At 67.9% G+C, this 13466-nt stretch carries 10 protein-coding genes; 7 read left to right on the plus strand and 3 right to left on the minus strand.

What is annotated here, in order from left to right:
- Window positions 1-63 precede the first annotated feature (63 nt).
- Both Q0C41_RS04845 and Q0C41_RS04850 read left to right on the plus strand, forming a co-directional pair.
- Complete coding sequence (locus tag Q0C41_RS04845) at window positions 64-693, plus strand: LON peptidase substrate-binding domain-containing protein (RefSeq protein ID WP_291981442.1); 630 nt, start codon at window positions 64-66, stop codon at window positions 691-693.
- Window positions 694-698: 5 nt separating this feature from the next.
- Entirely contained in the window at window positions 699-1484 is a 786-nt protein-coding gene (locus tag Q0C41_RS04850; protein WP_291981443.1) for a cobalamin-binding protein, read from the plus strand.
- Between the two features lie 6 nt (window positions 1485-1490).
- Here Q0C41_RS04850 and folE read toward each other — a convergent pair whose 3' ends face one another.
- A complete protein-coding gene (folE, locus tag Q0C41_RS04855; RefSeq protein ID WP_291981445.1) occupies window positions 1491-2030 on the minus strand; it encodes a GTP cyclohydrolase I FolE in 540 nt (179 codons plus the stop codon).
- Window positions 2031-2082: 52 nt separating this feature from the next.
- Here folE and Q0C41_RS04860 point away from each other — a divergent pair, with 52 nt between their 5' ends.
- Window positions 2083-2760: a TRAP transporter TatT component family protein gene (locus Q0C41_RS04860; RefSeq protein WP_291981447.1), complete on the plus strand. Its 678-nt coding sequence runs from the start codon at window positions 2083-2085 to the stop codon at window positions 2758-2760.
- Here Q0C41_RS04860 and Q0C41_RS04865 read toward each other — a convergent pair.
- The gene (locus Q0C41_RS04865) at window positions 2749-3120 is read right to left on the minus strand and encodes a metalloregulator ArsR/SmtB family transcription factor (protein ID WP_291981449.1); all 372 of its coding nucleotides are present in this window, start codon (window positions 3118-3120) and stop codon (window positions 2749-2751) included. The genes Q0C41_RS04860 and Q0C41_RS04865 overlap by 12 nt on opposite strands.
- Window positions 3121-3421: 301 nt before the next feature.
- On the opposite strand from Q0C41_RS04865, the gene Q0C41_RS04870 reads away from it, so the two are divergent.
- The 4 genes from Q0C41_RS04870 to Q0C41_RS04885 all read left to right on the plus strand — a co-directional run bounded on the left by Q0C41_RS04870 (window position 3422) and on the right by Q0C41_RS04885 (window position 11752).
- Entirely contained in the window at window positions 3422-5581 is a 2160-nt protein-coding gene (locus tag Q0C41_RS04870) for an ATP-binding cassette domain-containing protein (RefSeq protein ID WP_291981451.1), read from the plus strand.
- A 5-nt stretch (window positions 5582-5586) separates the two neighbouring features.
- On the plus strand, window positions 5587-6930 hold the full coding sequence (locus Q0C41_RS04875) for an HlyD family efflux transporter periplasmic adaptor subunit (RefSeq protein ID WP_291981453.1): 1344 nt from the start codon (window positions 5587-5589) through the stop codon (window positions 6928-6930).
- Window positions 6927-8345, plus strand: coding sequence for a TolC family protein (locus Q0C41_RS04880; RefSeq protein WP_291981455.1), 1419 nt, complete (start codon window positions 6927-6929; stop codon window positions 8343-8345). Before Q0C41_RS04875 ends, Q0C41_RS04880 begins: the two co-directional genes overlap by 4 nt.
- 257 nt (window positions 8346-8602) lie before the next feature.
- Window positions 8603-11752 carry a TonB-dependent receptor gene (locus tag Q0C41_RS04885; RefSeq protein ID WP_291981457.1) on the plus strand — a complete coding sequence of 1050 codons (3150 nt, stop codon included), beginning with the start codon at window positions 8603-8605 and terminating at the stop codon, window positions 11750-11752.
- Window positions 11753-11913: 161 nt separating this feature from the next.
- Here the strand turns inward: Q0C41_RS04885 and Q0C41_RS04890 are convergent, their stop codons facing one another.
- Complete coding sequence (locus Q0C41_RS04890; protein WP_291981458.1) at window positions 11914-13407, minus strand: aldehyde dehydrogenase family protein; 1494 nt, start codon at window positions 13405-13407, stop codon at window positions 11914-11916.
- Window positions 13408-13466: the final 59 nt, after the last annotated feature.

Genomic DNA, 13466 nt, shown 5'->3' on the forward strand with positions numbered 1-13466 from the left:
GCCTGGCAGATGGTCGACCTGCACTGCATTCTGAATGTTGAATGCCGGCCAGGAGAGCCTGAATTGTCCTTGACGCTTCCCTCGCAGATTCCGCTCTTCCCCCTCTCCAACGTCGTCCTCTTCCCGGACGTGTATCTGCCGCTCCACGTCTTCGAGGATCGGTACCGGGCGATGACGCGTGACGCGCTGGCCGGGTCGACGCTGATCGGCATGGCGGTGCTGCGCGAGGGGTGGCAGGAGGTGCAGGCCGGCGCACCGCCCATCTACGCCACGGGATGTGCCGGCGCCATCGTGCATCACGAACCGCTCGACGATGGCCGGTTCAACATCGTGCTGCAGGGTGTCTCGCGCTTCGAGGTGGTGAGCGAGCCGCCGACCACCACACCGTACCGGATCGCACAGGTGCGGTGGCACGAGGAGGCCGACGCGACCGGCGATCGCATGCCGCTGACCCGGCTGCGCCGACAGGTGGAGGCGCTCCTCCTGCCGGCGGTGGCCCGCGGCGAAGTGCGCATGCCGCAGGGCATGAGCGATCAGGCCCTGATCAACGCCGTGTGCCAGGCACTCGACGTGCCCGTCGTCGAGAAGCTGGCCCTGCTCGAGAAGTCGGATGTACTGACCCGCGGCACGGCGCTGCTGCCCATCCTCGAGCGCCTGCTGATCTCGCGCCCGGGGTCGGGCCGGATCCACTGACGCGCGTGTACCCGTCCCGCATCGTCTGCCTCACGGAAGAGACGACCGAGATCCTCTATCTGCTCGGCGAGAGCGCGCGCATCGTCGGCGTCTCGGGCTATACCGTGCGCCCGCCCGAGGCGCGCAGCAAGCCGCGCGTGTCGTCCTTCCTGCACGCGCGCGTCGACAAGATCGAGGCGCTCGAGCCGGACCTCATCCTGGCCTTCTCCGACCTGCAGGCCGACATCGTCAGCGGACTGATTCGCCAGGGGTATCCGGTGATGACGTTCAACCAGCGGAGCATCGCCGGAATTCTGCAGGCGGTGCGACTGGTGGGCAGCCTCGTGGGGGTGCAGGCGAAGGCGGAGGCGCTGGCGCACACGCTGCAGCAGGGCCTCGACGCAGTGGCCGCCCAGGCGGCGACACTGCCGAGACGGCCTCGGGTGTTCTTCGAGGAGTGGGACGACCCGCTCATCTCGGGCATCCAGTGGGTCGAGGAACTGGTCGAGCTGGCTGGCGGCGAGCCGATCTTCCCGGAGTGTCGGAGGGCAGGACTGGCGAAGGACCGGATCGTGGCCCCGGCCGACGTCGTCGCCCGTGACCCGGAGGTCATCCTGGCCTCGTGGTGCGGCAAGCGCGTGCAGCCGGCGCGGATCGCGGCGCGTCCGGGATGGGCCGAGATCACGGCCGTTCGACACGGCCGCATCCACGAGATCAGGTCGTCGCTGATCCTGCAGCCCGGACCGGCGGCGCTGACCGATGGCGTGTCGGCCATCGCTGCGTCTCTGCGCGCCGCGGTTGCGCCCGCGTGACCGCCGCTACTTGACGAGCTGGAGGAACTCGGCGCGGGTGCGGGCGTCGCTGCGGAACGTCCCGAGCATGGCACTGGTGACCGTGGCCGAGTTCTGCTTCTCGACACCGCGCATGGCCATGCACAGGTGGGTGCCCTGCATGATGACGCCGACGCCCAGCGGGTCGATCGTCTCGCGGATGCACTCCGCAATCTCGTTGGTCAGCCGCTCCTGCACCTGGAGCCGGCGGCTGAAGACATCCACGAGCCGGGGAATCTTGCTGAGCCCGATGACCTGCGTGCGCGGCACATAGGCCACGTGGCACTTGCCGAAGAACGGCAGCAGGTGGTGCTCGCAGAGGCTGTAGAAGTCGATGTCGCGGACGATGACCATCTCGCTGTAGTCCACCGTGAACAGGGCCCCGTTGAGGATGTCGGGGATGTCGGCGGTGTATCCGCTCGTGAGGAACTTCATCGATTTCTCGACGCGTTCCGGGGTCTTCAGCAGTCCCTCCCTGCTAGGATCTTCTCCAAGCTGCTCCAGCAGGGAACGGATGAGAATCTGCATCAGGTCAGTCTACCTCACGGCCTCCATGGCCCTCTGTGTGGACGCGCACGCCATGGCTCAGGTTCCGGCGAGTGCGGACGCCCTCTACGCGCGCCGTGAGGATCCGGTCGCCGCGCGGCAGGCGGCCGACCAGTATCTGGCCCATCATCGCGCCGCGCCGCAGGACTTCGTGGGGTGCTGGAAGCTGGCCCGCGCCAGCTATTTTCTCGGGACGCAGGGGCCGGAGCGGGAACGCCGCATGTGGCTCGAAACCGGCCTGGCGGCGGCCACGGACGCGGTCGTGCTCAACGAGGCCCGGCCGGAGGGGCACTTCTGGCTGGCGGCGACCATGGGCGCGCTTGCCGAGTCGTACGGCCTTCGGCAGGGACTCAAGTACCGGACCCGCATCAAGCAGGCCCTGGAGCGCGTGCTGCGGATCGACCCCTCGTTCATGGAGGGGTCCGCGGACCGCGCCCTGGGACGCTGGTATCACAAGGTCCCCGGCCTGTTCGGCGGCAGCGCGGCCAAGGCCGAGCAGCATCTGCGGAAGTCGCTGACCTACAACCCGCAGTCGTCGGTGAGCCTGTTCTTCCTCGGCGAGCTGTTCGCCGAGCAGGGGCGCCCGGCCGAGGCGCAACGGCTGTTCCAGCAGGTACTCGAAGCGCCGGTGCACAAGGACTACGCCGCCGAAGACCGCTTCTTCAAGACGCAGGCGCGGGTGCGTCTGCAGGCGCGCCCCCTACGACGCTGAGCCGTCCGGTTCGGGCCGCCACAGCTGGCGGACCTCCTGGATGGCCGTGCGGCGGCGTTCGGCCTGCGCGGGATCCTCTTCGATGAAGCGGAGGCCTTCGAGGACCCATCGTGCGATGTCGGGGTTGACCAGCCGATAGAAGACGTGACGCCCCTCCCGCCGCTCGGCGACGAGCCGGTTGGCGCGGAGGATGGCGAGATTCTGCGATGTCCGCGAGTGGGTCACGTCCAGGGCCGTCTGCAGCGCGTTCACATCGCGCTCTCCGTCACGCAACTCCTCGATGATCCGGATGCGATCCGGATGGCTGAAGACGCTGAAGAGATGGCCAAGTTCCTTGGCGACCAGATGACGTTGGGGCATGGCGTCTATCAAGGCAGAGTCAGATGCAGATATATGCATGTGAGAACACGACGAGAGTACGTCGGAGCACCGACGGCCGTCAAACCGCCTCACGCCCACGCGTACCCGGAATCGTCCTTCCTCCTTGCTCCTTCTGCCTTCTGCCTTCTGCCCTCGGCATTCCGGCATTCCGGCATTTCGGCATTCCGCATGTCGGCCCGTCCCCCCTTCCTCTCCCGAGCGACCGTTCTCGGTTGACAGGCGTCTTATTCATCGCGTATGTCTTTATGTGCAAATATTTGCACATTAACACCAGTCAACAATGATCACGCCACACGCCGCCGCCCCCTTCGACGCCTCCGCCTGGCGCGCCCTCATCCGCTGGATGCTCGCCACGCACCATGTCGAGGTCTCGGCCGAGACGCTCGACAGCGCCATCCGACGCCTCGAACAGCGGGCCGCCGAACGCCCTGTCGACCAGCTGATCTGGGTGCTGCAGCAGGTCGGCCTCGACGGCATCGCCGTCGACCGCCCGTTCGATGAGGTCATCCGCGACGCCGAGCCGTCCCATCCGTGGCTGACCTTCGGCACGCGGGACGACCGCCTGGCGCCGGTGGCCATCCTCAGCGCCCGCGGCTCCAAAGTGACCGTGGTGGATCCGATGCAGTCGCCGCGCCCGCGCACGGTGCCGGCGCGCGATCTCGCGATGCAGCTCGGGTTGCCCGACACGAGCGCGCACGTGCGCTGGATGCTCGCCGAATCGGTCGCGCCCCTGTCGGCCATGCGCTCGCGTGGCGACCAGCCCATGGCGCCCGTCGCCAGGTTGCGAGCCCTGCTGCAGGGCGAGCGCCAGACGCTCTGGGTCGCCGTCGTCTACTCGGTGGTCATCGGCCTGCTGTCGCTGGTCGTGCCGATTGCCGTCCAGTCGCTCGTCAACACCATCGCCTTCGGTTCGGCGATGCAGCCGCTCGTGGTGCTGACGCTGCTGGTGGCCGTCGGTCTCGGCTTCTCGGCGGCCATCAACGCGCTGCGCGCCGGCGTGGTCGAAATCATCCAGCGCAGCCTGTTTGCCCGCACCGCCATCGACGTCACGCATCGTCTGCTGCGCGTGCGCGCCGAGGCCTTCGACCGCTACCACGGCCCGGAGCTGGTCAATCGCTTCTTCGACGTCGTCACCGTGCAGAAGTCGGCGGCGCTGCTGCTCATCGACGGTCTCAGCATCGTCATGCAGACGACGATCGGCATGGTGCTGCTGGCGCTGTATCACCCGTGGCTGCTGGCCTTCGACGTGCTCATCGTCGCGTCGATGCTGTTCATCGTCTTCGTGCTCGGCCGCGGCGCCATCGCCACGAGCATCGGGGAGTCGAAGGCCAAGTACGCGCTCGAGGCGTGGCTGGAGCAGATTGCGGCGCATCTGGTGACCTTCAAGTCCAAGGGCGGCCCGGAGTTCGCCACCCGGCGGTCCCAGGCGCTGCTCGAGGACTATCTGGCCTACCGGTCCAAGCACTTCAAGATCCTGCTCCGGCAGATCATCGGGTCGTTCGCCCTGCAGGCGGTGGCCAGTTCGCTGCTGCTCGGCATCGGCGGGTGGCTGGTCATCGAGCGTCAGCTCACGCTCGGCCAGCTGGTGGCCAGCGAGCTGATCGTGGCGCTGATGGTCAGCTCGTTCACGAAGTTCGGCAAGCAGCTCGAGGTGTTCTACGACATGGTCGCGGCCATCGACAAGCTCGGCGCGCTGGTCGATCTGCCGCTGGAGCACGCGGGCGGCGAAGCGACACTGGCGCCCTCCGGCCCGGCCAGCCTGTCGTTGACCTCGGTCGAAGTGTCGTATCCCGACAGCGACACGTCGGCGCTGGACATCGCCAGCCTGCAGATTGCCGCAGGTGAGCGCATCGGTGTGACGGGCCCCGTGGGGTCGGGCAAGAGCACTCTGTCGGACGTCCTCTTCGGGCTGCGGGCGCCGAATCGGGGCGCGATGCTCATCGACGGGTTCGACACGCGCGACATCCCGCTGGCCGACCTGCGCCACTGTGTCTCCCTGGTTCGCAACATCGAGGTCTTCCCCGGCACGGTGATCGACAACGTCCGCCTGGGCCGCGACGACCTGAGCCTTGCCGACATCAACGACGCGCTGCGCCGCGTCGGCCTGCACGACGAATTGCTGGCCCTGCCCGAGGGACTGTCGACGAAACTGCATCCCAATGGACGGCCGCTGTCCTCGCGGCAGGCGTGGCGCCTGATGGTGGCGCGCGCCATCGCCGGGCAGCCGCGCCTGCTGGTCATCGACGGCGCGCTGGACCACATCGACTACTCTGGCGAGCGACTGCATCTCATGCAGTTGCTGTTCAGCCCCGATGCGCCGTGGACGCTCGTCTGTATCACCGACGAGCCCGACCTGCTGGCGCGGTGCTCGCGTGTGATCACGCTCCAGGGCGGCCACCTCGGTGAGGGCCGCCGCGAGGGTGGGGAGGTGAAGGCATGAAGCCCGTGAAGACATCCAATCAGTGGCGCACCGAGGGACGGGTCGCGCTGCAGGCCCTGCACGCCCCGCGGGCGTCCCGGATCCTCGCGCGTCTCCTGATCATCCTGATCGGCCTGGCGGCGATTCTGCTCGTGGTCACCCCGTGGCAGCAGAACATCCCGGGCACGGGCCGCGTCATCGCCTACAACCCCGAGGACCGGCCGCAGAACGTGCAGGCGCCGATTGACGGCCGGATCGTGCAGTGGCACGTGGTCGAAGGCACGATGGTCAAGAAGGGTGACCCGCTGGTCGACCTGACCGACAACGACCCGTCGATCATGCAGCGCCTGAACGAGGAGCGCGACTCCCTCGTCCGGACCATCACGGAGACGGAACGTCGCATGCGCGCGATCGAGGACCGTGTCGGCGGGCTGCGCAGCACGCAGTCCACGGGCGTCTCGGCCGCGGACCTGCGTGTGCGCATGGCCCGCGAGCGCGTCGCCGCCGCCGACCAGGCGCTGTCGGCGGCCAAGGCGGCCAAGGTCACGGCCGACCTCAATCTCGAACGCCAGCAGGCCCTCGAGAAGAAGGGCTTGACCTCCACGCGCTTCGTCGAACTGGCGCAACTCGAAGCCGCGCAGCGTGTCGCCGAAGTGGATCGCGCCGTCGCAGCACTCAATGCGGCGCGGCACGAGCAGAGCTCGCTCGATCAGGAGCGCCTGCGCACCGATGCCGACGGCGATACCCGCATCGACGAGGCGTGGGCCTCGCACGCCTCGGCCGCGAGCGACCTGGCCAAGGCCCGCGCCGACCTCACGCGCCTGGACGGGCGTGTCGCACGCCAGTCCACCCAGAAGGTGGCCGCCCCCGTCGACGGCACCGTGTGGCGCGTCGTCGCCCGCCAGAACGGCGAGTTCCTCAAGGCCGGCGCCACGCTCGTGGTGATCGTGCCGACGACGACACGGACGGTGGTGGAGCTGTTCCTGAATGGCAACGACGTCCCGATGGTGAGCGCCGGCCGGACCGTCCGGCTGCAGTTCGAAGGCTGGCCGGCGCTGCAGTTCAGCGGCTGGCCGTCGGTGGCCGTCGGCACGTTCGGCGGGCGCGTGATGCTCGTGGACGCCACCGATGACGGGATGGGCAAGTTCCGCGTCCTGGTGGAACCGGATCCGAACGACGAGCCGTGGCCGTCGGCGCAGTACCTGCGCCAGGGCGTGCGCGCCAACGGCTGGGTGCTGCTCGACATCGTGTCGCTCGGCTACGAGCTGTGGCGGCAGTTCAACGGCTTCCCGCCGGTGGTCGCCCTCGAAGACCCGGGGGCCGACAAGTCCTCCGACGGCAACGTGATCAAGGTCAAGGGGGCCAAGTGACGCGTCGCGCCCTCGTGGCGGCGGCTGCGGCGTGGGTCGCCGTGGCCGGCACGCCGGTGGCCGCGCAGACCCCGCTGACGGTGGAACAGGTGCTCGCCACGGTCGATCGCGCGTTCCCGCTGCTGGATGCGGCGCGGCAGGAGCAGGAGGCGGCGGCCGGCGATGCGCTGTCGGCGCGTGGCGCATTCGACCTGCGGCTGCAGGCCAACGGCGACGTCCAGCGCGGCGAGGTGTATGACAACGAGTCCGCGGCGGTCAGCCTCTACCAGCCCCTCACCTTTGCCGGGGCCAACGTCTTCGGCGGCTACCGGCTCGGGCGTGGCACCTTTGCTCCCTACGACGGCAAGGCCCAGACCCTCACCGACGGCGAGTGGAAGGGCGGCGTCGCGCTCCCCCTCCTGCGCAACCGGGCCATCGACAGTCGACGGGGGGCGCTGGCTCGCACGGATCTCGGTCTCCAGCTGGCGGACCAGCGCGTGGCGGCCTCGCGCCTGCGGTTCCTCGGCGAGGCGGCGCTGCGCTACTGGGACTGGGTGTCGGCGGGTCGTCAGCAGGACGTGGCCAGTCGGCTGCTCCAGATCGCCGAGGTGCGCGACCGCGACCTGGCCGACGCCATCGCGCTCGGCTCGGTCGCCCCGGTCGAGCGCGTGGACAACCGGCGGGCCATCCTGCAACGCCAGAGCGGCGTGATCAGCGCGCGGCGGAGCACGGAACGGCAGTCGATCAACGTGTCGCTCTACCTGCGGGCGGTGGACGGGTCGATGCTGAGGCCAGGTGACAGCCAGGTCCCGGGCAGCATGCCGCCCCCGCCGCCGCGGATCACCCGCGAGCAGATCGAGGCCGACCTGCGACTCGCCCTGGCCAACCGGCCGGACGTCCGCGCCATCGAGCTCACCCGGGAACAGCAGACCATCACGCTCGAGCTGGCACGGAACGAACTCCTGCCCACGTTCGACCTGTTCGCCGAGGTCTCGAAGGACGCCGGCGATGGGTCCCGGACCCTCCGGGGTGCCGAACTCGATGCGGGGGCGACGTTCGTCCTGCCCGTGCAGCGGCGCCAGGGGAAAGGCCTCCAGCGTACGGCCCTGGCCAACCTGGCCCGACTCGATGCCGAGCTGCGGTTCGCGAGGGACCGCGTCCGGGCCGAGATCGAGGATGCGGCCAGCGCCCTCGCCGCCGCCCTCGACGTCGTGGAGGTGGTGGCGGCGGAGGTGCTCGTGGCCCGGGAACTGGAGCAGGCCGAACGCGACCGCTTCGCCCTCGGTGACTCCACCCAGTTCCTGGTCAACCTCCGGGAGCTGGCCACGGCCGACGCAGCGTTCCGGGAGATCAGCGCGACCGCCGAGGCCCACAAGGCCCGGGTCGCCTACGACGTGGCGACGGCCCGACTGGCCGTGATGACAGGTAATCCCTGATGATCACCGTTCCATCATGCGCAGGCACCACCTCAGCCCCCTAAATGTCCAATTTATTGAAGATTCATCATACGGAATGATGGATCTTTCGCGCTCTGGCAGCTGAGCGGCGCGAATAGTCACGTTTCCGTCACTCAGGAAATCCGGTACACACCGTGCAGGTACCCTCTCGTCCCAGGGAGGGACGTACGCCTCCCTTGGTCAACCCGACCCCGCATCCAGTGGGGTCCTGGTGAATTTTTCAGGGAGGGTAGGACATGATTCGTCGCGCAATCTGGGCGCTGCTAGCCGCAGTGCTCTGCGCAGCCCCGGCGATGGCCCAGGAAACGACTGGGCGCGTAGCGGGTACGGTAATCGACACGTCCAACGCGGCGATTCCGGGCGCTAGCGTCAAGATCGAGGGCGGCGCCGTCAACCAAATGACGGTCACCGACGGTGAGGGGAAGTTCTCATTCGCAGCACTGTCCCCGGGCACGTACCGCCTGACCACGACCCTGCAGGGCTTCAAGACCTCCGTGGTCGACGATCTGCAGGTGGCGATCGGCAAGACATCGTCGGTCAACGTCTCGTTGAGCGTTGGCGGGCTGGCCGAGCAGGTGACGGTGGAGGCCTCGTCGGTCCGCCTGGACACGGCGCAGACGACCATCCAGACCAACGTGACGGCGGCCACCATCGAGAACCTGCCCAAGGGCACCAACATGACCAGCCTGCTGAAGCTGGCCCCGGCAGCTCGGCAGGAGCCCCTGAGCGGCGGCTTCCAGATCGACGGTGCCAGCGGTTCCGAGAACTCGTTCATGATTGACGGCCTCGAGACCGGCAACTTCCGGACCGGCGTACTGAACGTCAACAACAACCTGCCGTTCGAGTTCATCCAGGAGATGTCGATCAAGACGTCCGGCTTCAACGCCGAGTTCGGCGGCGCAACGGGCGGCGTGATCAACGTCGTCACCAAGAGCGGCACGAACCAGTTCCGCGGCCTGGGCGGTATCGAGTTCGAGTCCGATGGCCTGAACGGCGACCCGCGTGGCCGCCTGAACCGCTTCCGCAGCGGCACGGGCGCCAACTTCGTCCAGGTCAACGAGTACCTGAACGACAAGACCGACAAGTACACCAACTACTACCCGGTGCTCGGCGTCGGCGGCCCGATCCTGCGTGACAAGGCGTGGTTCTTCGCCAGCTACTCGCCGCAGATCTTCGACGAGACGCGCACCACCGAGTACTTCAGCTCCGATCCCCGCACGCGCACGAAGACAGGCGAGCAGACCTACACCCGCAACCGCAAGTCCGAGTACTTCCAGGGCCGTGTGGACGCACAGCCGTCCAACACCGTCCGCCTGACGGGCACCTACACCTACAACCCGTACATCGAGGAAGGCATCTTCCCGCACAGCCAGATCTCGCTGGGCAACGCTCCGCCGTCGGTCAACTTCGGCGGATCCACCGGCATCCTGACGGGGCCGGACCTGACGACCAAGCAGGGCGGCAAGCAGGACGGCGGCAACTTCTCGGTGGGGGCCACCTGGACGCCAGGTAGCAAGCTGGTGCTGAGCTCGCGCGTTTCGCGCGGCTACCTGAACGAGTTGCTCAACTCGAAGATGATCCCGCAGGAGACGCGCTTCCGCTGCATCAACAACGCGCCGCCGGCCGGCGCGGGCTGCGGACTCGGCTTCGACAGCTTCCCGACCAACTCGCAGCGCTTCGAGGACAGCTCCGAGCGCTGGACGGTGGACTCGAGCGCGGCGTTCCTGGTGGACGGCTTCGCGGGTCGCCACGAGTTCAAGGTCGGTCACCAGTACTCGCGCGTCGCCAACGACGTCAACACCGGCTATGTGCCCTACGGCATCGTCAGCCTGTCGTACGGCTTCACGATCAACGACCTGACCGGCCGTAACGACCCGGTGACGCCGGGCGCCATCGGCGCCGGTGTGATCCAGCGCTTCGGCACGGTCGGCGCGGCCGCCAACACGGCCAACTCGATCTACTTCCAGGACCGCTGGCAGCCGACCAACCGCCTGACGATCAACGCCGGCGTGCGCATGGAGAAGGAAGACCTGCCCTCGTTCAACGGCTTCGCGCCGCCGATCAACTTCGGCTTCGGCGACAAGGTGGTGCCCCGCCTCGGCGTGGCGTACGACCTGACCGGCGACGGCCGCACGAAGATCTTCGCCAGCTTCAACAAGTTCCAGGATCGTCTCAAGTTCGAGCTGCCGCGCGGCTCGTTCGGTGGCGACTTCTTCCGGAACGACTATTTCGAGATCATGCCGGGCAACGTGGCGTACGACTTCTACACGATCAATCGCATTCTCGGCAGCAACACCGACGTGCTTGGCGGCCAGTGCCCGATCGTCAACTCGACCGGCCTGTCGCGCTGCCAGTATGACTTCCGCATCGCCTCCAACGACCCCAACGCCGACATCTACACCGGCAAGGTCGACCCCGATCTGAAGCCGTTCACGCAGACCGAGTTCACGGCTGGCCTCGAGCGCGAGCTCCTCAGCTCCTACCTCCTGAGCGTCCGCTACACGCGCAAGTCGGTCGACCACGCCATCGAGGACGCGGGCTTCCCGACGGCCGAGGGTTCCGAGGCGTACATCATCGGCAACCCCGGTGAGGGCCTTCACGCCGAGACGGCTCGCCAGTTCGGCTACGCCAAGACGACCAAGCCCGAGCGCATCTACGACGCGCTCGAGACGCGTCTCGAGCGCCGGTTCGCCAACAACTTCCAGTTCACGGCGGCCTACACCTACAGCAAGCTCCAGGGCAACTACTCGGGTCTGGCGAGCTCGGACGAGAACGGCCGCACCTCACCCGGTGTGAACCGCTTCTTCGACCTGCCGCACCTGGGCTTCACCACGGCGGGTACGCCCGACAACGGCGTCCTGGCCACCGACCGCCCGCACGTGCTGAACCTGTTCGGCTCGTACCTCTTCAACTGGGGCGCGAACCAGTCGACCAACGTGGCGGCCTTCACGACGTTCCAGTCGGGCACGCCGCAGACGACCTTCTACACGTTCTACGCCGCGGCGGTCGCCTACGGTCGCAACGACATGGGCCGCACGCCGATGTTCACCAACACGGACCTGATGCTCTCGCACCGGATCCGCTTCGGCAGCCGCTCGGTGGCGCTCGAGCTGAACATCCTCAACCTGTTCGACGAGGCCAACGTGCTCGGCTTCTACAGCAACAACGCCGGCGTCAACCCCAGCATCGCCACCCTGGGCCTGCCGGCCAGCGTCACCGACGAGCCGAGCGCGCTGAACTACGTGCTCACCAACGGGATCACGGCCAACTACGACGCCTACCTGAACAATCCGGCGGCGCCGCAGCGCAAGGACACCGCCTACGGCATGGACAACTCGTTCCAGACCTTCCGCGCCGTTCGCTTCGGCGTGAAGTTCAACTTCTAGTCCGCCTCCGGTCGCAACGCGACCTGGGCTGACGGAACACACGAAGGGCCCGGCGGGGACGTCCCCATCGGGCCCGTTCTGCGTTCTGACGGCCTTCTTCATTCGGCCGTCGGCCTTCGTACTTCAGCCTTCCGCCGTTCGGCGTTCGGCGTTCGGCGTCCTTACAGCTGTTCCGTGTCCATCTGGGCCCGCTGCAGCTTGCCGCTGAAGTCGACGTAGATCGACTTCCACTCGCTGAAGACGTCGAGCGCGGCGATGCCCGCCTCGCGGTGGCCGTTGCCGGTGGCCTTGACGCCGCCGAACGGCAGGTGGACCTCGGCCCCGATCGTCGGCGCGTTGACGTAGAACAGCCCGGTGTAGACGTCACGCATCGCGGTGAAGGCGGTGTTGATGTCCTGCGTGTAGATCGCGGCCGACAGCCCGTAGGCGACGTCGTTGGCCACGGCAATCGCCTCGTCGAGCGATCCCACCTTCAGCACCGAGACGACGGGGCCGAAGATCTCTTCCTTCGCGATGCGCATCGTCGGTGTCACGTCGGCGAAGATCGTCGGCTCGTGGAAGCAGCCTCTGGCGTAGTCGCCTGTCGTGAGCCGCGATCCACCGAGCACGAGCCTGGCGCCCTCAGCCTGGCCGATGCCGACGTACTCGATCACCTTCGCCAGTTGCGCCTCGTGGATCGACGGGCCCATCTGAATCCCGGGCCGGCGGCCATCCCCCACCACCAGGTGCGCCGCGCGTGCAGCGAAGCGCTCGAGGAACTCGTCGTAGACCTGCTCGTGCACGACAACCCGACTGGCCGCCGTGCAGCGCTGCCCCGTCGTCCCGAAGCCGCCCCAGACCGCGCCATCCACCGCGAGTTCGAGCTTCGCGTCGTCCATCACGATGATGACGTTCTTGCCGCCCATCTCGAGGTGGACCTTCTTGAAGGTGCGGGCGCAGGTCTCGTTGATGCGGCGGCCGGTCTCGGTGGAGCCGGTGAACGAGACCACGGCCACGTCCGGGTGCTCGACGATCGGCGCGGCGGCCCCGGGGCCATCACCGATGACCAGGTTGACCACGCCCGGGGGCAGCCCGGCGTCGATCAGGGTCTGCACGAAGTTGATGGCGGTGAGCGGCGCCTCCTCGGCCGGCTTGAAGACGACCGTGTTGCCGCAGATGAGGGCCGGCAGGATCTTCCACGACGGCACGGCCATCGGGAAGTTCCAGGCGGTGATCATGCCGCAGACCCCGATCGGCTGGCGCACCGACATCGCGAACTTGTTGCGCAGCTCGGACGGCGTGGTCTGGCCGAAGAGCCGCCGCCCCTCCCCCGCCATCAGGTAACTCATGTCGATGGCTTCCTGGACGTCGCCCGCGGTCTCGGCCAGGACCTTGCCCATCTCGCGGGTCATGTCGTCGGCGAAGCGGTCCTTGCGCTCCTTGAACAGTTGCGCGGCGCGGTAGAGGATCTCCGCCCGCCCGGGCGCCGGGACGAGCCGCCAGCTCGCGAAGGCCTTCTTCGCGGCGGCCACCGCCGCGTCGACGTCGGCCTGCCCCGACTGCGGGAAGAGGCCGATCAGGTCGTCGCGATCGGCCGGATTCCGGTTCTCGTAGGTCGCGCCAGACCGGGCCGGGACCCACACCCCATCGATGTGATTGTGGAAGGTCTGGGACACCGGGCTATTCTAGGCTGGAGCCGGGACGGTCTCTTGCCGATTCCGGACAGGAGCGCCCC

Source organism: Luteitalea sp. (assembly GCF_022842525.1).
Lineage (GTDB): Bacteria > Acidobacteriota > Vicinamibacteria > Vicinamibacterales > Vicinamibacteraceae > Luteitalea.